General features: G+C 72.9%; 17 protein-coding genes. 7 read left to right on the forward strand and 10 right to left on the reverse strand.

Translation table 11 applies throughout. From position 1 onward, the window contains the following. Positions 1-125 precede the first annotated feature (125 nt). A complete protein-coding gene (locus ABD285_RS08275; RefSeq protein WP_284253023.1) occupies positions 126-752 on the forward strand; it encodes an NTP transferase domain-containing protein in 627 nt (208 codons plus the stop codon). Between the two features lie 29 nt (positions 753-781). Here ABD285_RS08275 and cofD read toward each other — a convergent pair whose 3' ends face one another. After that, positions 782-1,777 (reverse strand): 2-phospho-L-lactate transferase, encoded by a 996-nt coding sequence (gene cofD / locus ABD285_RS08280; RefSeq protein WP_344201862.1) that lies wholly within the window; start codon positions 1,775-1,777, stop codon positions 782-784. Positions 1,778-1,848: 71 nt separating this feature from the next. Between cofD and ABD285_RS08285 the strand changes: the two genes are divergently transcribed. From ABD285_RS08285 to mutM, 4 genes are read left to right on the forward strand one after another with little or no spacing between them, the layout of a single operon-like run. Next, the gene (locus ABD285_RS08285; protein ID WP_425564984.1) at positions 1,849-2,370 is read left to right on the forward strand and encodes a YceD family protein; all 522 of its coding nucleotides are present in this window, start codon (positions 1,849-1,851) and stop codon (positions 2,368-2,370) included. Positions 2,371-2,401: 31 nt separating this feature from the next. Beyond that, a complete protein-coding gene (gene rpmF, locus ABD285_RS08290) occupies positions 2,402-2,605 on the forward strand; it encodes a 50S ribosomal protein L32 (RefSeq protein WP_284253021.1) in 204 nt (67 codons plus the stop codon). 22 nt (positions 2,606-2,627) lie between these two features. Then, the gene (gene rnc, locus ABD285_RS08295; RefSeq protein ID WP_284255591.1) at positions 2,628-3,317 is read left to right on the forward strand and encodes a ribonuclease III; all 690 of its coding nucleotides are present in this window, start codon (positions 2,628-2,630) and stop codon (positions 3,315-3,317) included. 12 nt (positions 3,318-3,329) lie between these two features. Beyond that, complete coding sequence (mutM, locus tag ABD285_RS08300; protein ID WP_344201865.1) at positions 3,330-4,226, forward strand: bifunctional DNA-formamidopyrimidine glycosylase/DNA-(apurinic or apyrimidinic site) lyase; 897 nt, start codon at positions 3,330-3,332, stop codon at positions 4,224-4,226. Here mutM and ABD285_RS08305 read toward each other — a convergent pair. From ABD285_RS08305 to ABD285_RS08335, 7 genes are all read right to left on the reverse strand, one after another. Continuing rightward, positions 4,223-5,071 (reverse strand): class I SAM-dependent methyltransferase, encoded by an 849-nt coding sequence (locus ABD285_RS08305; protein ID WP_344201868.1) that lies wholly within the window; start codon positions 5,069-5,071, stop codon positions 4,223-4,225. The two genes, mutM and ABD285_RS08305, sit on opposite strands and share 4 nt — an antisense overlap. After that, positions 5,068-6,126, reverse strand: a complete 1,059-nt coding sequence (locus tag ABD285_RS08310) for a GNAT family N-acetyltransferase (protein WP_284253019.1) — start codon at positions 6,124-6,126, stop codon at positions 5,068-5,070. The genes ABD285_RS08305 and ABD285_RS08310 overlap by 4 nt, the downstream gene beginning before the upstream one ends. Before the next feature lie 51 nt (positions 6,127-6,177). Then, positions 6,178-6,792, reverse strand: coding sequence for a response regulator (locus ABD285_RS08315; RefSeq protein ID WP_344201871.1), 615 nt, complete (start codon positions 6,790-6,792; stop codon positions 6,178-6,180). Beyond that, positions 6,789-7,925: a sensor histidine kinase gene (locus tag ABD285_RS08320; protein WP_344201874.1), complete on the reverse strand. Its 1,137-nt coding sequence runs from the start codon at positions 7,923-7,925 to the stop codon at positions 6,789-6,791. Before ABD285_RS08320 ends, ABD285_RS08315 begins: the two co-directional genes overlap by 4 nt. A 22-nt stretch (positions 7,926-7,947) precedes the next feature. After that, positions 7,948-8,691 (reverse strand): ABC transporter permease, encoded by a 744-nt coding sequence (locus ABD285_RS08325; RefSeq protein ID WP_284253013.1) that lies wholly within the window; start codon positions 8,689-8,691, stop codon positions 7,948-7,950. Beyond that, positions 8,688-9,617 carry an ABC transporter ATP-binding protein gene (locus ABD285_RS08330; RefSeq protein WP_284253011.1) on the reverse strand — a complete coding sequence of 310 codons (930 nt, stop codon included), beginning with the start codon at positions 9,615-9,617 and terminating at the stop codon, positions 8,688-8,690. The genes ABD285_RS08325 and ABD285_RS08330 overlap by 4 nt, the downstream gene beginning before the upstream one ends. Before the next feature lie 77 nt (positions 9,618-9,694). Further along, positions 9,695-10,195: a hypothetical protein gene (locus ABD285_RS08335; RefSeq protein ID WP_284253009.1), complete on the reverse strand. Its 501-nt coding sequence runs from the start codon at positions 10,193-10,195 to the stop codon at positions 9,695-9,697. A gap of 115 nt (positions 10,196-10,310) precedes the next feature. Here ABD285_RS08335 and ABD285_RS08340 point away from each other — a divergent pair, with 115 nt between their 5' ends. Together ABD285_RS08340 and ABD285_RS08345 are read left to right on the forward strand one after the other, a co-directional pair. Beyond that, positions 10,311-10,823, forward strand: a complete 513-nt coding sequence (locus ABD285_RS08340; RefSeq protein WP_284253007.1) for a hypothetical protein — start codon at positions 10,311-10,313, stop codon at positions 10,821-10,823. Between the two features lie 77 nt (positions 10,824-10,900). Then, complete coding sequence (locus tag ABD285_RS08345) at positions 10,901-14,611, forward strand: chromosome segregation SMC family protein (protein WP_344201880.1); 3,711 nt, start codon at positions 10,901-10,903, stop codon at positions 14,609-14,611. A gap of 1 nt (position 14,612) precedes the next feature. Here ABD285_RS08345 and ABD285_RS08350 read toward each other — a convergent pair whose 3' ends face one another. Together ABD285_RS08350 and ABD285_RS08355 are read right to left on the reverse strand one after the other, a co-directional pair. After that, the gene (locus ABD285_RS08350) at positions 14,613-15,230 is read right to left on the reverse strand and encodes a histidine phosphatase family protein (protein ID WP_284253005.1); all 618 of its coding nucleotides are present in this window, start codon (positions 15,228-15,230) and stop codon (positions 14,613-14,615) included. 54 nt (positions 15,231-15,284) lie between these two features. Then, the gene (locus tag ABD285_RS08355) at positions 15,285-16,961 is read right to left on the reverse strand and encodes an alpha-amylase family protein (protein ID WP_344201883.1); all 1,677 of its coding nucleotides are present in this window, start codon (positions 16,959-16,961) and stop codon (positions 15,285-15,287) included. Between the last annotated feature and the right edge of the window lie 38 nt (positions 16,962-16,999).

Raw genomic sequence — 16,999 nt, forward strand, 5'->3', positions numbered from 1 at the left:
TCCGAAGGGATGCGGGCGAACGCGCAGAGGACCTGCGAGGAGCCGGGCCGGCCGAGATGCGGCCGGCGCATCCGGCGAGACCCGCCGGAGGACCATCGCCAGCTTAGCGAGTAGCGTCCCCCTTCATGTGGACCGTCATCGTGCCGGTGAAGCCCGCGTCCGTCGGCAAGTCGCGGCTCGGCGCCGATCCCGGCCTGGTGCGCGCGATCGCGCTCGACACGATCGACGCGGCGCTTGCCGCCCGCCGCGTGGACCGGGTGCTCGTCGTCACCTCCGATCTCTCGCTCGAGACGGCGGCGGATCTCGTGGCCGAGCCGGCGCCCGCGGGTCTCGCCGCCGCGATCGCGACCGGCCTGCGGGCCGCCGATCCGGACGCACCGCGCGCGGTGCTGCTCGGCGACCTGCCGTCGCTGCGCTCCGGGGACCTCGACGACGCCCTGCACCGCGCGGAGGCCGTGCCGACCGGCTTCGTCGCGGATCGCGAGCGCACCGGCACGACCCTCGTCACGGCGCGCGCCGGGGTCGAGCTGCGGCACGCCTTCGGGGCCGACTCCGCGCGACGCCATCGCGAGCTCGGGGTCGCCGAGATCGTCCCGGCCGCCGGCAGCACCCTGCCGCTCGACATCGACACCGCCGAGCACCTGGCCGCGACTCCCGGTCTGGGCCGCCGCACGTCCGCCGCCCTGGCGGGCCCGGGCGACCTCGTCGACGATGACGCCGGGATCGGTCGCTCACGCCGCTCCGGGCGCTGAGACACCGATCGCGAGGTCGTTCTCGACGCTTAGCGGCCGCCGAGCGCCAGCTCCATCGCGGCGTGGGCGATCGCCGCGGACGTCGCCTCGTCGCGCATCCGCAGCGGCAGCGCCCGGGTCGGGATGCCGTCGGCCGTGAGCGGTCCGACCGAGGCGGCGTCGGCGTCGTCCACGAGCCAGCCGTCCAGCAGCCCGCCCGCCCCCGCACCGTCCACGCGTCGCGCGCCGTAGTGCCGGGCGACGGCCGCGGCATCCGTCTCGACCCCGATCGCGGTCAGGCACGCGTCGGCCATGCCGCGCACGACGGCACCGCCGATGATCGGCGAGACGCCCACGACGGGCGCCCGGGTCGCGGCCACCGCGTCGCGGATGCCCGGGATGCCGAGGATCGTGCCGATCGACACGACCGGGTTCGAGGGCGCGAGCAGCACCACGTCCGCGGTGCCGATCGCCTCGAGCACGCCGGGCGCCGGGGACGCCGCCCCGACCCCCGTCTGCACGAACGCGCGCGCCGGCACGGCGGCCCGCAGCCGCGTCCACCACTCCTCGAAGTGCAGCTCGCCGTCGTCGGTGATGACGTGCGTCTCGACCTCCTCGTCGGTGGCCGGCAGCAGCTCGACCTCGACCGGGCCGGCGCCGAGCCCCCAGCGCGCCGTGATCCGCCGCGTCGCCTCGCTCAGCGGCAGGCCCTCGCGCAGGAACGCGGTGCGCGCGATGTGGGTGCCGAGGTCGAGGTCGCCGAGCGTGAACCACGGCCAGCCGACGCCGAACGCCGCCAGCTCGTCGGCGACCCGCGAGCTCTCGCCGACCCGGCCCCAGCCGCGCTCCTCGTCGTTCACGCCGGCCAGGGCGTAGGTGATCGTGTCGAGGTCCGGGGCGATGCGCAGGCCGGCCAGCCACATGTCGTCGCCGGTGTTCACGACGGCGGTGATGCGGGCATCCGGCACCCCGCGCAGCGCCCCGCGCACGCCGCGCAGGAAGCGCGATCCGCCGACTCCGCCCGCGAGCACCGTGATATTGGTCACTCGGGGCACCCTACTGGTCGTTCGATTCCGGCAATCGAGCGCGTGGGAAGGGACGCGGGTACCCTCGTCTGGTGCCCGCCCCGACCCCCTTCGACCTCGCCGTCCACGACCTCGTGCACCGGCCGGGGGAGATGCGCGAGCGCACTCTCGCCTTCCCCGCGCCCGAGCAGCTGGGCGAGGGCATCGCCCACGTGAGCGCCGGCACATCGGTCGAGATCGACGTGCGGCTCGAGGGTCTGCACGAGGGGATCCTCGTCACGGGCGAGGTCACCACGACCGCGAGCGGCGAGTGCGTGCGGTGCCTCGACGCCCTCACCCTGCCCGTCCAGGTCGAATTCCAGGAGCTTTTCGCGTATTCTCCAGACGAAGCCTTCGACTTCGCGGTTCGAGACGACCACGTGGATCTCGAACCCGTCGTGCGGGATGCGGTGGTGCTGTCGCTGCCGTTCCAGCCGGTCTGCCGGCCGGACTGCCCGGGTCTCGACCCCGTCACAGGGGAGAAGCGCTCGGGCCTGCCGGACGAGCAGCAGGGTGCGACGGACCCGCGCTGGGCCGCGCTCGAGGGCTTCCGCACGGACCGGTCCGGCGAGTAAACCGGACTTCAGAAGCAGAGAAGAGAGATCCATGGCCGTTCCCAAGCGCAAGCAGTCGCGCTCCAACACGCGCTCGCGCCGGTCGCAGTGGAAGGCCGAGGCGCCGAAGCTGGTCAAGACCGTCGAGAACGGCAAGACCGTCTACAGCCTCCCGCACCGCGCGAAGGTCGTGGAGGACTCGGCAGGCACCCCGCTGTACCTCGAGTACAAGGGCCGCAAGGTCGCCGACGTCTGAGCCGGGGTTCCCGGAGGCCAGCATCGACGACCTCCGACGAGAGCTGCAGATCGAGATCTCTCCCGACCTGCTCGAGCTGGCGCTCACGCACCGCTCGTTCGCGTACGAGCACGGGCGGGTCGCCCACAACGAGCGCCTCGAGTTCCTGGGCGACGCGATCCTCGGCCAGGCGGTGACGGTCAAGCTCTACCTCGACAATCCGGAGCTCGACGAGGGCGACCTCGCCAAGCGTCGCGCCTCGCTCGTCTCGAGCGTCGCGCTCGCCGACATCGCACGGCGGATCGGCCTCGGCGCCCACATCCGCCTCGGCCGCGGCGAGGAGATGACGGGCGGACGGCAGAAGGCGTCGATCCTCGCCGACGCGCTCGAAGCCGTCATCGGCGCCGCCTACCTCTCCGTCGGGGACGCCGCTGCGACCGACTTCGTGCTCCGGCTGGTCGAACCCCTGCTCCACGAGCCGGAGCGCTTCGGCGCCGCCATGGACCCCAAGACGAGCCTGCAGGAACTCGCCGCCCGGCTCGGCCGCGGACTCCCCGTGTACACCGTGACCGACTCCGGCCCGGACCACTCCAAGCGCTTCCGCGCCGAGGTCGCCCTCGGCACCGGCCCGGCCATCGCGTCCGGCGAGGGGACGAGCAAGAAGACCGCCGAGGTGCAGGCGGCGTTCGCGGCGTTCGAGTCGCTGCAGGCGCCCGCGCCCGAGCAGTCCTAGGGGCGACGCCGAGTGCCGGAGCTCCCCGAGGTCGAGGTCGTGCGCGCGGGCCTCGAGCCGGCGGTCACGGGCGCGACGGTGCGCCGTGTCGAGGTTCTCGACGAGCGGTCGCTGCGCCGGCATCCGGGGCCCGTCGAGGACTTCGTCGAACGCGCGACGGGCGCGCGACTGCGGGCGCCGCAGCGTCGCGGAAAGTTCCTCTGGGTCCCGCTGGAGGGCGCCCCGGAGGCTCTGACCATCCATCTCGGGATGTCGGGCCAGGTCCTCCTGCGCTCGCCCGACCACGAACGCGACCGTCTCACCCGCGTCGTGCTCGACCTGGACTCCCCGCTCGGGGAGGGCGCCGGGCATCCCGGAGCGCTCCGCGTGGACTTCGTCGACCAGCGGATCTTCGGGTCGATGGCGCTCGACGAGCTCGTGCCGGCCCGCGATCATCCGGAGCAGCTGGTGCCGTCGCACGTGCGGCACATCGCGCGCGACCCCCTCGACCCGCTGTTCGACGACCGGGCGTTCCTCGCGGCGCTCCGGCGCAAGCAGACGACGATCAAGCGCGCGCTGCTCGACCAGACGCTGATCAGCGGCATCGGCAATATCTACGCCGACGAGGCGCTCTGGGCGGCGCGTGTGCACTACGAGCAGCCGACGGCGACCCTCTCCCGGCCGCGCGCGACGACGCTGCTCGCCGAGGTGCGTCTCGTGCTCGGAAAGGCGCTCGCCGAGGGGGGCACGAGCTTCGACGCGCAATACGTCAACGTCAACGGCGCCTCGGGCTACTTCTCGCACTCGCTCAACGCGTACGGACGGCAGGGGCTGCCGTGCCCGCGCTGCGGCACGCCGATCGTGCGGGAGAGCTTCATGAACCGCGGATCGCACTTCTGCCCGCGGTGCCAGCGCGTTCGCGGACGTTAGCGCTTGCGAGCGGCGATCGTGAACGTGAGCGGCAACCGCTCCGGATGCTCGCGCAGCCGCCACTCGCCGCTCACCTCGTCCGGCTCCATGAGCTCGGACAGAGCGGGCCACGGCACGGTGCGGTGCTCCACGAGTGCCGTGAGCTCCATGCCGTGCTGGAGCAGCGCCGTGACCAGCTCGCCGATCCCGTGGTTCCACTGGTACGACACCGTCGCCTCCAGCGGGCGCTCGGTCGGAACGTAGCTGAGTTGCTCGTCCCACACGTCGGGTTGGGGGGTCTCGAAGTACGGCAGGCCGATCTCGAGGCGCTCGGGGTGCTCCTCGCCGATCGACAGGAGCACCGGATGCGCGTCCCGGAGCAGCAGCCGGCCTCCGGCGCGCAGCAGGCCCGCCACGGTCGCCGCCCAGCGATCGATCGACGGCAGCCAGCAGAGCGCGCCGATGCCGGTGTAGACGAGGTCGAACGAGCCGGTGCCGAGCACGTCGAGCGCGTCGTACACGTTCGACTCCAGGTACCGGATGTCGGCTCCCGCGTCCGCTGCGAGCCGCCGCGCGATCCCGAGAGAGGCCGGAGAGAGGTCGAGCCCCGTCATCCGGGCGCCGAGCCGTGCCAGCGAGAGCGTGTCGGTGCCGATGTGGCACTGCAGGTGCACGGCCTCGATCCCGGCGATCTCGCCGAGGAGGGGCCGGTCGAATTCCACGACCCCGGAGAGCAGCGTCGGGTCGTCGACGAAGCGCTGGAGGTCGTACCCGCCCGCCCAGTCATGCGCGCGGGCGCGGTCGTCCCAGTTGGCGCGGTTGACCTCGACGTAGTCGGCGCCGTCACGGCCGTCGTCGATCCTCACGGCAGGTCCTTCCGCCAGGCGCCGTCGTAGCCCATCGGCACGAAGCCGATGGCCTCGTTGACGCGCAGCATGTGGTGGTTCTCCTCCGCGTTCCACGTCACGACCGACGGGCGACCCGGAAACCGCTCGTCGAGCGCCTCCAGGTTGGCGACCTTCAGCAGCAACCCGAGGCGATGACCCCGGTCCTCTCCGCGGACGACGGTGGTGCCCTGCTGGCCGGCGCCCGCGCCGTGCGGCAGCCAGATCCGGGTCACGCCCGCCAGCCGTCCGGTCGCGATGTGCTCCGCCGCACTGACGAGGAGGGCGTGCTCCGCCGTCTGCCGCGTCTCGTACTCGAGCACGCGCTCCGCATCCCAGGTCTCCGGCGGCTCCTCGAGCCCCGCCGTCGGGATGTCGGTCGACATCCGCTCGTTGAGCTCGGCCATCGCCGCGCGAAGCGCCGCGGGGGTGACGCCCACCCAGGTCAGCACGCGGTAGCCGACGGCGTGCCGCTCGGCGTCCGCACGCAGCGCGCTCAGGCGATCACCGTCCGCGGGCAGCGGGAGCCGGCTGCCGCGCTCGACCTGCTCGAGCCGCCAGCCCCGCGCGAGCAGGAAGCGCGTGCCGCGGTCCTGCCGCGACACCGAACCCGCGCCCGTGGGCGCGACGAGTCGCCCGGCGTCCGGGCCCGGGGCGCTCGGGACATACGTGATGAGCTTGGCGAGCCCGAGCTCGGCGGCGAGCCCGTCGAGCCGGTCCGCGAGGGCGGTGCCGACGCCCCGGTGCTGTTTCCCGGGACGCACCTGGAGCTCCACGAAGCCGGCCTCGGGCGCCTCGTGGGTGCGGGTCACGGCGATCCGGCCGACGACCTCGTCGCCGTCCCGTGCCGCGATGAACAGCACCTCCTGCTCCGGGTCGCGGAACTGCGGCAGCCAGCGTTCGGCCGTGATCGCGACGTCGGCCGTGCCGTAGACCGCGACCTGGGTCGCGTTCTCGATCTCGGTGAACGCGACGAACTCGTCCCATCCCGGGGCGCCGGGGCCCTCGGGCACCGGCACGTCGACCAGTTCGACCATGGCGCGCATCCTCACGCCGCCCGGCGGGCAGCCCGCCAGACTACACAGGCGTCAGCCCAGCAGCCAGCCGTTCTCGGCCGCGATCCGCACGGCTTCCCCCGCGTTGCGCGCACCGGTCTTGCCGATCGCCGATGAGAGGTGGTTGCGCACGGTCCCCTCCGACAGGTGCAGGCGCCGGGCCACCGCTCCCGCGGTGCCGTCGTCGCGCAGCGCCAGCAGCACGTCGGTCTCGCGGCGGCTGAGCGGCGACGGCCCGGAGGCCAGCGACTCGGCGGCGAGCGCCGGGTCGACCACGCGGAACCCGGCCGCGACCCGGCGCACCGCGGCGGCGAGTGCGTCGGACGGGGTGTCCTTCACGACGAATCCGTACGCCCCCGCCTCGAGCGCGAGCCGCAGGTACCCGGGCCGGCCGAAGGTCGTCACGATGAGCGCGCGGCACGCCGGATAGGCCGCGACGAGAGCGCGCGCGGCGGCGATGCCGTCGAGGCCGGGCATCTCCACGTCGAGGAGGGCGACCTCGGCGCGATGGGCCCGCGCGGCATCCACCACCTCGTCGCCACGGCCCACTTCGGCGACCACCTCGATGTCGTCCTCGAGTGCGAGCAGCGAGGCGAGGGCCCCGCGCACCAGCGCCTGGTCGTCGGCGACCAGCACCCGGATGCTCACGCCGCCACCTCGAGCGCGTAACCCCCGTCGGGCGCCGGCCCGCTCATGAGCCTCGCCCCGGCAGCCTCGGCGCGTTCGCGCAGATTGCGCAGGCCGTTGCCCGGACCGGATGGCGGGACCGCGATGTCGCGGGGGGCGCCCGCGCCGTCGTCGCGCACCACGACCCTCCGTGCCGCGAGCTCGATCCAGCACGCCGTCGCCGCCGAGTGCCGGATGACGTTGGTCACCCCCTCGCGCACGACCCACCCGAAGAGCGCGCGCAGTTCGGGGCGCACGACGGCGGCGTCGTCGGGGAGGTGGGCCGTGATCCCCGCGGCGGCCAGCGCCGTGCGTGCCGAGGCCAGCTCGGCCTCGAGGTCGACGTCGCGGTAGCCGGCGACCGCGGCGCGCAGATCGGCGAGCCCCTCCCGGGCGAGCCGCTCGATGTCGGCGATCTCGGCCTCGGCACGGACCGGGTCGCGGCTCACCAGCTTGCGCGCGAGCTCCGACTTGACGGCGACAACGGTCAGCGAATGCCCCAGCGAGTCGTGCAGATCGCGCGCGAGCCGGGCCCGTTCCTCGCTCACGGCGAGGCGGGCGACCTCGTGCTGCGCCTGGCGCAGGAGGGCGTTGCGCTGGATCAGCTGCCCGAAGAAGATCATCACCACGCCCACCGAGAGCGTGATGTAGGGGGTGTAGAGCAGGCCGTTGATCCAGTCGACCGACCACCCCACGAGCAGCTGCGCGCCGACCACGGCCAGCAGCATCAGGAGTGAGCCGATCCGCGGGATCCACGTGAATCCGACCACGACGACGATGAGGGTCCAGGTCCAGATCGTGTACGGGCCGATGACCGGGAACAGCACGCACGTGAGCGCCCAGTACCCGACGACCGCCGCGATGCGCACCCTCGTCCGCTCCGGCCAGAGCAGCGGCGGCAGCACGAGATAGAGCGCGTAGACCACGAAGAGCAGGACGGTGGCGAGCGCGCGCATGCCGACGGAGCCGGACCCCGCGGTCCACACGGTCGTGACCTCGATGGCCTGGTAGAGCAGGCCGAAGCTCGCCCCGAAGTACCAGCGCCGGGCGCCAGGGGCCCGCAGACGCGCGACCGCCCCTGGCCGCGCGGCGGGCGCGGCGGGGGTGGTCGTCATGGTGCCCAAGGGTAGAGCGCTCCTACGCGCGGGCGGCGTCGCGGCGGTAGCGCCACACGATGAGGGCGCCGAGCGCGATCGTCCAGACCATCAGCACGACGGCCGGGGCGAGGGCGTCGCCGGAGCCGAGGGCGCCCATCTGGCCCAGGCGGTTGAGCCAGTAGGAGGGCACGATCTGGGCGACGTTCGACACCCAGTCCGGCATGATCGACAGCGGCACCCACAGGCCGCCGAAGATCGCGAGCCCGAAGAACGTGACCATGAACAGCGGCTGCGCGAACTCCGGCTTGGCGAACTGCCCGATCAGGATCGCGATGAGCGCGAACGGCACCACGCCCAGCCAGAGGCCGAGGCCCGCCATCAGCCAGCCGCCCACCCCCAGCGGCGTGTGGAACACGATGAGCGAGACGCCGAAGGTCAGCACGATCGACATCGCGGCGACCGCGAGCGAGGCGGCGACCTTGGTGGTGAGGTAGCCGGCGCCGCTCAGCGGCGTGATGCGCAGCTGACGGTTCCAGCCGAGCGAGCGCTCGTTCACGATGGTGAACGCCTGCGCGAGCGCCGACATCATGGCGCCGTAGCCGCCCATCTGGATCGTCGTGACGGCGAGCCACGGCAGGTGCGTGCTGTCGTCGACCTGACCGCCCGAGCCGTACACGCTGCCGAAGATCAGCAGCATCACGACGGGCAGGGCGAACGTGAAGACGAGGTTGCGGGTGTTCTTGAGCTGGCGCAGCACCTCGAGCGCCAGGTAGCGGATTCTCATCGGAGGGCCTCCTGCAGCGCCGGCTCGGCGGCATCGTGGGTCAGGGCGAGGAACGCGTCGTCCATCGTGCGCGAGATGACCTCGACGTCGTGGGCGGCGGGATAGTCGGCGAGCACGGCGCGCAGCGTCGCGTCGGAGTCGGCGGTCTGGATGCTGATCCGTTCGCCGCGGCGCTCGACGTCGCGCACGCCGGGGAGCGTCGCGAGCCGATCGTGCAGGCCGGCGGGGGCGGCATCCAGCGCGAAGCTGACGACGCGGCCGCTCACGACCGCCTTGACTTCGGCGGGGGTGCCGTCGGCGACCAGGCGACCGCGGTTCAGGATGACGATGCGGTCGGCGAAGGAGTCCGCCTCGTCGAGGTAATGGGTCGCGAACACGACCGTGCGACCCTCCTCGGTGAACGCGCGCATCGACTCCCAGAACACGTGCCGGGCCTCGACGTCCATCGCGGCGGTCGGCTCGTCGAGGATCAGCAGGTCGGGGTTCGACACGACGGCGACCGCGAACCGCGCCCGCTGCATCTGCCCACCCGAGAGCTTGGCGACCCGCTGCCGGGCGATGTCGGTGACCTTCGCCCGCTCCATCGCCTCGTCGACCGGCAGCGGGTGCCGGTGCGCGGCGGCGACGAGCTCGATGCTCTGCCGCACGGTGAGGGTCGGCAGCAGCGCCCCGCCCTGCAGCATGGCGCCCACGCGGCCGGCGACGATCGCCTGCCGCGGGGTGCCGCCGAAGAGCCGGGCGTCGCCCTCGTCGGGGTTCGACAGGCCGAGGGCGAGGTCGATCGTGGTGGACTTGCCGGCGCCGTTCGGCCCGAGAAGCGCCACGACCTCGCCGCGGCCGATCTCGAGCGTCACGCCGTCGACGGCGGTGAGCTGGCCGAAGCGCTTGCGCAACCCGTGCAGCGCGATGGCGGGGGAGTCGTTCATGACCTCAACGATCCCCGTCGCGGGCCTCCGGCCGGTAGGGCCGCCGTCACGATCCGGGCATGACGAATGTCACGGCGTCACTCGTTCCCGCGCACCACCTCGATGAGCAGCAGCCAGGCGTTGAGCATCGACACGGCGACCAGCAGGATGACGCCCCCGGCGACCGCGAACAGCCCGGTCGGGAGGTCGGCGAACAGCATCCCGCAGGCGATGAGGAACGGCGCGTACTGCACGACGCTGAGCGCGATGACCATCGCGAGGATCGGGCCCGTCATGCCGTCGCGACGGCGGTAGGCGCCCACGTCGATGGCGATGGCGCGCACGTAGAACGCGGCGGCGATCAGCGTCGAGACGAGCAGCTCGGTCGCGAGCGCGGCACGGCTCTGCTCCGGGATCAGCACGAGCAGCGACGCGACGACACCCTGCACGAGCGAGGCGATCGTGCCCGCGGCGCCGGCGACGAGCGGCTTGGAGGCCGCGATCCGCGTCACGTTGACCGAGATCGCGACGATCACGAGCCCCGCGAGCGCACCGGTCGCGCCGGCCGCGGCGACGGCGAACTCTCCCCACCCCTCCATGGCATCCACCGTATCCGGCTCGCCTCCACCGCCCGCGATTCGCGATGCCGGGCGGTTTACGCGGCCCGAACACGGGCCCGACGCGGTCGATACGCCGGTCGCGCAGCATGGCGGCATGAGAAAAGCACTCGTCCTCGCCGCCGCCTCGATCTCCACGGCCGCCGCGCTCGTGCTCGGCGGAGCCGCCGCTGCGAACGCCGCGACGCCCCCGCCCGCGCCGACGCCGACCTCGTCCGGGTCGTGCTCGTTCGCTCAGCACCTCGTGCACGACTGGTTGACGCTGCCGAAGGCGCTGCGCACCGACCTGAAGGCGGCCAAGGCGGCCGATTCGAAGGCCGAGAGGCTCAAGGACCTGAAGGCCATCCGCAGCCGCGCGCTCGCCGGCGACTACGGCAAGGCCGTCGAGTCCCGCGCCGAGCACCTGCGGGGCCTGCGCCCGCTCCCGGATGCCCTGAAGGCCGATCTGACGACGCTCCGGGGCGAATCGACCCGCGCCCAGAAGGTGCAGGAGGCGGGTGAGATCGCGTCGAAGGCGCTCGCCGGCGACTACGGCGACGCGATCCAGAGCCTCGCGAAGCACGTGCAGTCCTCTCCGCGCTGGCAGTCCTGCACTCCGAAGGGCTCCTAGAGCGGGTCCGGAGCCGCGGGGCGCGCCTGCTCGACCCGTGCGCGCGGGTACCCTGAGTCACCGACGACGGGAGCCGCGTGTACCTGAAGAGCCTGACCCTGAAGGGGTTCAAGTCCTTCGCGCAGCCCACCACGTTCGCGTTCGAGCCGGGCGTGACCTGCGTCGTCGGGCCGAACGGCTCCGGCAAGTCGAACGTCGTCGACGCCCTCGCCTGGGTCATGGGCGAGCAGGGGGCCAAGACCCTGCGCGGCGGCAAGATGGAGGACGTCATCTTCGCCGGCACCGCGACGCGCGGTCCGCTCGGCCGTGCCGAGGTGATCCTCACGATCGACAACGCCGACGGGGCGCTGCCGATCGAGTACAGCGAGGTCACGATCTCGCGCACGCTGTTCCGCAACGGAGGCAGCGAATACGCCATCAACGGCGAGCAGGTGCGCCTGCTCGACGTGCAGGAGCTCCTCTCCGACTCCGGCCTCGGGCGCGAGATGCACGTGATCGTCGGCCAGGGCCAGCTCGATCAGGTGCTGCACGCGACCCCCGAGGAGCGCCGGGGGTTCATCGAGGAGGCCGCCGGCATCCTGAAGCACCGCCGCCGCAAGGAGCGCACCCTGCGCAAGCTCGAGGCGATGCAGGCCAACCTCACGCGGCTCAGCGATCTCGCGGGGGAGATCCGGCGCCAGCTGAAGCCGCTCGGGCACCAGGCGGAGATCGCCCGCGAGGCGCAGACCATCGCGGCGATCGTGCGCGACGCCCGCGCGCGTCTGCTGGCCGATGAGGTCGTCGAGCTGCGGGCCGCGATCACCGATGTGAGCCGCAGCGAGTCGGAGCGCAAGACCGAGCGGCTCGTGCTGCAGGAGCAGCTCGACCAGTCGCGGCTGCGGCAGGAGCGCCTCGAGGCCTCCATGACGGGCGATGCCGTCGACGGCGCCCGGCGCGTCGCGTTCGGGCTCGAGCAGGTGCAGGATCACCTCCGATCGCTCTACACGCTCGCCCAGCAGCGACTCTCGCTGCTCGCGCAGCAGGCGGAGCTGCCCGGCATGTCGGCGACCGTCTCGCCCCGGATGATCGAGGACGCCCGGGAGGAGGCCGCGCGCCTGCAGGCCGGGGTCGCCGAGTCGGAGACCGCGCTCGGCACCGCGAGCGCCGCGACCGCGACCGTGCGGGCCGCGCTCGACGCCCTCGACGAGGAGATCAGCGCGCAGAGCGCGCTCGTCTCGCAGCACGACCTCGAGCAGGGGCGCCTGAAGGGCGCGGTCGACGCGGCGGAGTCGCGCGCCGCCGCCACCCGCGGCGAGCTCGACCGCCAGCGCGCGGCGCTCGAGGCGTCGGAGGCGCGACGCGAGCAGGCGCGGATCGAGCTCATGGAGGTCGAGGACGACGGCAGCGCGGTCGACCGCGACATCGACCTGAACGAGGCGGTGACGGCGGCGGAGTCCGCGGTGACCGCGCTGCAGGCGGACGTCGAGTCGCTGCGCGACGAGCTGCACACCGCCGAGCGCGAGCGGGACGCGCTCGCCGCCCGCACCGGCGCGCTCTCGCTCGCCCTCGACCAGAAGGACGGGTCGGCGTCGATCGCGGGCGCCACCGGCATCCGGGGTCTCGTGGCGGAGCACCTCACGATCCGGCCGGGGTACGAGGCGGCGATCGCTGCGGCGCTCGGCTCGCTCGCCGACGCCGTGCTCGCCGACTCGCTCGACGCGGGCGTCGCCGCGCTGCGGCAGGCGCGCTCCAGCGACGCCGGGCGGGTCGAGATCGTCATCGCGGATGCCCCGGATGCCGCGGCATCCGGCTCCCTCCCCGCGGGCGTCGAGGCCGCGGCCGACCTCGTGCAGGCGCCGAGCGGGATCCGCGGGCTGCTGGCCGGGATCGTCGTCGCGGACGATCTCGACGCGGCGCGCGCGGCGTGGCCGGCCCTGGCATCCGGATCGACGGTCATCACGCGCGAGGGCGACGTGCTCACCGAGCACGTGCTGCGCGGCGGCTCGGGCGCCGGGCGCAGCAAGGTCGAACTCGTCGCCGAACGGGATGCCGCCCAGGCCCGCCTCGTCGAGGTCACGACCTCGATCGAGCGGCAGCGATTCGCCCTGACCGGGAAGCGCGAGGCGCTCGACCTCGCGCAGATCGATCAGGCGCAGGCGGCGGCCGCGCTCAAGGAGTTCGACGTCCGGCTCGCGCAGCGCAGCGAGGCGCTCGGCCGTTCGCGCGTCGCGTTCGAGGCCGCGACGGCCGAGGGCGAGCGTCTGGCGCAGGCCGTGCGCGTGCTGGAGGAGGCGGTCGCCGAGGCCGATCAGGGCGTCGCGCACGCCGTGTCGGAGCGCGACGGGCACGCCGCGACGCCCCGCCCGATGCTCGACGTGAGCGCCCGCGACGGCATGCTCGCCGAGCTCGAGGCCGCCCGGTCGTCCGAGGTACAGGCTCGGGTCCAGCTCGAGACCGCGCGCGAGCGCGTGCGGGCACAGCTGGCGCAGGTCGAGGCGCTGCGTCGCCAGCTGGAGGCGGAGCGCGCCGCCGCCGAGGAGGCGGCCCGGCTCGCCGTGCTGCGCCAGCACCAGGTGGCGGCCGCCGAGGAGGTCGTCGCCGCGCTGCCGGCCGTGCTCGACGTCGCCGATCGCTCGCTCGCCCAGGCGCGGGTCGAGCTCGCCGTCGCCGAGGCCGATCGCGCGAAGCAGAACGAGGAGCTCGTGGAGCTGCGCCGTACCGAGGCCGGGTTGCGCGACCGGCTCGCCGCGCTCAACGACAACGTGCACGGGCTCGAGATGCAGGCCTACGAGAAGAAGCTGCACCTCTCGACCCTGCTGGAGCGCGCCGCCGAGGAGCTCGGCCTCGTCGAGGACGTCCTCGTCGCCGAGTACGGCCCCGAGGTCCCGGTCCCCGTCGACGCCCCCCGTGCCCCCGCGCCCTCCGCCCTCGCGCCTAGTGCCGCCGCCGCGTCCGCCGCCGACGCTGGCGCCAACGCCGCCGCCGCCGACGCCGCCGCCGACGCTTTTCCGTCAAAAGTCGAGGAGACCGTCGGCGATTCCGTCGCAGATGGCCCGGATGCCGGCGCGTCTCCTGAAGTTTCGTCCGCGGGGGAGGTCGAGCCCGACGCGGCCGACGTGCGCACGGAGCCGTTCGACCGGGCGCGGCAGCAGGCGCGGCTCGCGCGGGCCGAGCGCACGTACGCGCAGCTCGGCCGGGTCAACCCGCTCGCTCTGGAGGAGTTCGCGGCGCTCGAGCAGCGCCACAAGTTCCTCACGGAGCAGCTGGAGGACCTCTCGAAGACCCGCGCCGACCTGCTGACGATCATCGAGGAGATCGACGGCAAGATGCAGGACATCTTCGCGAGCGCCTTCGCCGACACGCGCGACGCGTTCGACCGGGTGTTCCCGATCCTGTTCCCCGGCGGCTCGGGCTCGCTCACGCTGACCGACTCCGAGAATCTGCTTGCGACGGGCATCGAGGTGAGCGTCAAGCCCGCCGGCAAGAAGATCGAACGGCTGTCGCTGCTGTCCGGCGGCGAGCGCTCGCTCGCGGCGGTGGCGCTGCTCATCGCGATCTTCGAGGCGCGGCCGAGCCCGTTCTATATCATGGACGAGGTCGAGGCGGCGCTCGACGACGCCAACCTCGGCCGGCTCCTGACCGTCATGGAGGAGCTCCGCGAGAGCTCGCAGCTCATTGTCATCACGCACCAGAAACGCACGATGGAGATCGCCGACGCGCTCTACGGCGTCTCGATGCGTCAGGACGGCGTGAGCGCCGTCGTCGGGCAGCGGGTCGCGAGCCGCGACGCCGAGCCCGCGAGCGCCTGACTCAGCCCGCCATCCCGGGCCAGTGCCGGCCCTCGTCGTCGGCCGCCTCGCACGGGTTGCCGTTGACGGTCAGCACCACCCAGCCGCCGTGGTCGTCGCGCTCGATGGTCGAGATGGTGCCGTTGCGGATCCCCTCGATCGGATGCCCCGCGAGCGACGCGAGCGTGTACCGGATCAGCGTGCCGTGCGCCACGATGACGACCTCGGCATCCCCGTAGTCGGCGTCGATCGCGTCGACCGCGCGCCGCCCGCGCCGGGCGACATCGTCGAGCGTCTCGGCGCCGGGGTAGTCGCGGTGCGGATGCTGCGCGACCGCGGCGCTCGAGGACGTGCCCTCGAGGGCGCCGTAATCGCGCTCGATGAGATCCGGATAGCTCGGGCCCAGCTCCACCCCGAGATCCGCGGCGATGATCCGGGCGGTCTCGCGCGCCCGCGACAGGGGTGAGCTGACGACCGCCGTCCACGGTCCCGACCCCGACGCACTCGATTCCGCGAGCACGCGTGCCGCCTCGTGCGCCTGGCCGCGCCCGGCCTCGTTCAAGGGGATGTCGCTCGAGCCCTGCAGCTTGTCGTCGCGATTCCAGTCGGTCTGGCCGTGGCGGATGAACGCATAGGTCACCCCCTCAGTCTGCCGGAGCGCGTCTGACGGAACGCGCCCGCGGGAGCTCCCGCGTCAGCCGAGCCGCAGCGACCCGGGCTCCAGCACGCGCAGCCAGCGGTGGCCGTACCCGTCGAGGGCGATCTCGACCCCGCCGTCGGCGCCGGCATCGATGACCCGGCCGTCGACGAGCAGGTCGACGAGCCGGCATCCGTCGCCGATGTCGTCGATCGTGAAGCGCACGGTCGCGGGCTCGTCGCTGAAGTTGTGGATGGCGATCATCCGTCCCTCCTCGTCGCGCAGCGAGTGCACCATGACGCTGCGGGTCCGATGCCGAATCAGCTCGAACCGGCCCCAGCCCATCTCGGGCGAGGAGCGGTAACGCGCGATGAGCAGCCGCACGAACTGCAGTAGCGACTCGGGGTCGTGCCGTTGCGCGGAGGCGTTGACGTGCTCCGGCGCGAAGCCCCCGCGCACGACGCGGGCGACGAGGTCGCCGGCGGGGGCGGACGAGAACCCGCCGTTCTCCCCCTCGGTCCACTGCATCGGCGTGCGCACCGCGGCCCGCCCGCCGGCGGCCAGGTCCTCGCCCATCCCGATCTCCTCGCCGTAGAACAGCACCGGGGTGCCGGGCAGCGAGAACAGCAGGCTGTACACCATCCGGATGCGACGCGGATCGCCCAGCAGCATCGACGGCAGCCGGCGGATGATGCCGCGGCCGTAGACCCGCATGCGCTCCTCGGGCGCGAACGCGTCGAAGACCTCCTCGCGCTCCTCGTCGCTCAGCTTGTCGAGGGTGAGCTCGTCGTGGTTGCGCACGAAGTTCGCCCACTGCGACTGCGTCGCGGTCGCCGGCCGGGAGGTCAGGGCCTTCTGCAGCGGGCGCGGATCCTTGCGGGCGAGCGAGAGGTACATGCTCTGCATCGAGATGAAGTCGAACTGCATCGTCAGCCCGTCCCCGTCCGGACCGCCGAAGTACTGCTTCTGCGCCGGGCGCGGCAGATTGGCCTCGCCGAGCATGACCGCCTCGCCCTCGCGGCGCTCCAGGAACGCGCGCAGCGACTTGAGGAAGTCCATCGGCGTCTCGAGCTCGCGCGGGTCGCCGTCGCCGCGATCCATCTCGACCAGGAACGGCACCGCGTCGACCCGGAACCCCGAGACCCCGAGCTGCAGCCAGAACCCCATGATCTTGACCACCTCGTCGCGCACCGCCGGGTTCGTGACGTTCAAGTCGGGCTGGAACCGGTAGAAGTTGTGCAGGTAGTACTGGCCCGTCTGCTCGTCGAGCTGCCACACGCTCGTCTCCACGTCCGGGAAGACGGGCTCCGGGGAGTTCCGCGGCGGGCGGTCCCGCCACACGTAATAGTCGCGGTGCGGAGAGGTGCGGTCGGCCCGCGCCGACCGGAACCACGGGTGCTCGTCGGAGGTGTGGTTCACGACGAGGTCGACGATGACCCGGATGCCGCGATCCTTGGCGAGGCGCATCACCTCGACCAGGTCGCCGAGGTCGCCCAGGCGCGGGTCGACGCCGAAGAAGTCGGAGATGTCGTACCCGTCGTCGCGGTTCGGGGTCGGGTAGAAAGGCATGAGCCACAGGCAGGTCACCCCGAGCTCGTGCAGGTAGTCCATGCGATGCGCGAGGCCGGCGAAGTCGCCGACGCCGTCGCCGTCCCAGTCCATGAACTTCTCGACGTCGAGGCAGTAGATCACGGCGCTCTTCCACCACAGGTCGCTCGTGTCGGTGATCCGCATCGCCCCATCCTGCCGAGCGCCGGATCGCCCGGAGCCGC

Source organism: Pseudolysinimonas kribbensis, from assembly GCF_039531715.1.
Taxonomy (GTDB): domain Bacteria; phylum Actinomycetota; class Actinomycetes; order Actinomycetales; family Microbacteriaceae; genus Pseudolysinimonas; species Pseudolysinimonas kribbensis.

Coding starts and splice junctions, on each gene's coding strand:
- ABD285_RS08275 (WP_284253023.1), top strand. CDS start 126: ATGTGGACCGTCATCGTGCCGGTGAAGCCCGCGTCCGTCGGCAAGTCG.
- rpmF (WP_284253021.1), top strand. CDS start 2,402: ATGGCCGTTCCCAAGCGCAAGCAGTCGCGCTCCAACACGCGCTCGCGC.
- ABD285_RS08310 (WP_284253019.1), bottom strand. CDS start 6,126: ATGGTCGAACTGGTCGACGTGCCGGTGCCCGAGGGCCCCGGCGCCCCG.
- ABD285_RS08320 (WP_344201874.1), bottom strand. CDS start 7,925: ATGACGACCACCCCCGCCGCGCCCGCCGCGCGGCCAGGGGCGGTCGCG.
- ABD285_RS08325 (WP_284253013.1), bottom strand. CDS start 8,691: ATGAGAATCCGCTACCTGGCGCTCGAGGTGCTGCGCCAGCTCAAGAAC.
- ABD285_RS08330 (WP_284253011.1), bottom strand. CDS start 9,617: ATGAACGACTCCCCCGCCATCGCGCTGCACGGGTTGCGCAAGCGCTTC.
- ABD285_RS08335 (WP_284253009.1), bottom strand. CDS start 10,195: ATGGAGGGGTGGGGAGAGTTCGCCGTCGCCGCGGCCGGCGCGACCGGT.
- ABD285_RS08340 (WP_284253007.1), top strand. CDS start 10,311: ATGAGAAAAGCACTCGTCCTCGCCGCCGCCTCGATCTCCACGGCCGCC.
- ABD285_RS08355 (WP_344201883.1), bottom strand. CDS start 16,961: ATGCGGATCACCGACACGAGCGACCTGTGGTGGAAGAGCGCCGTGATC.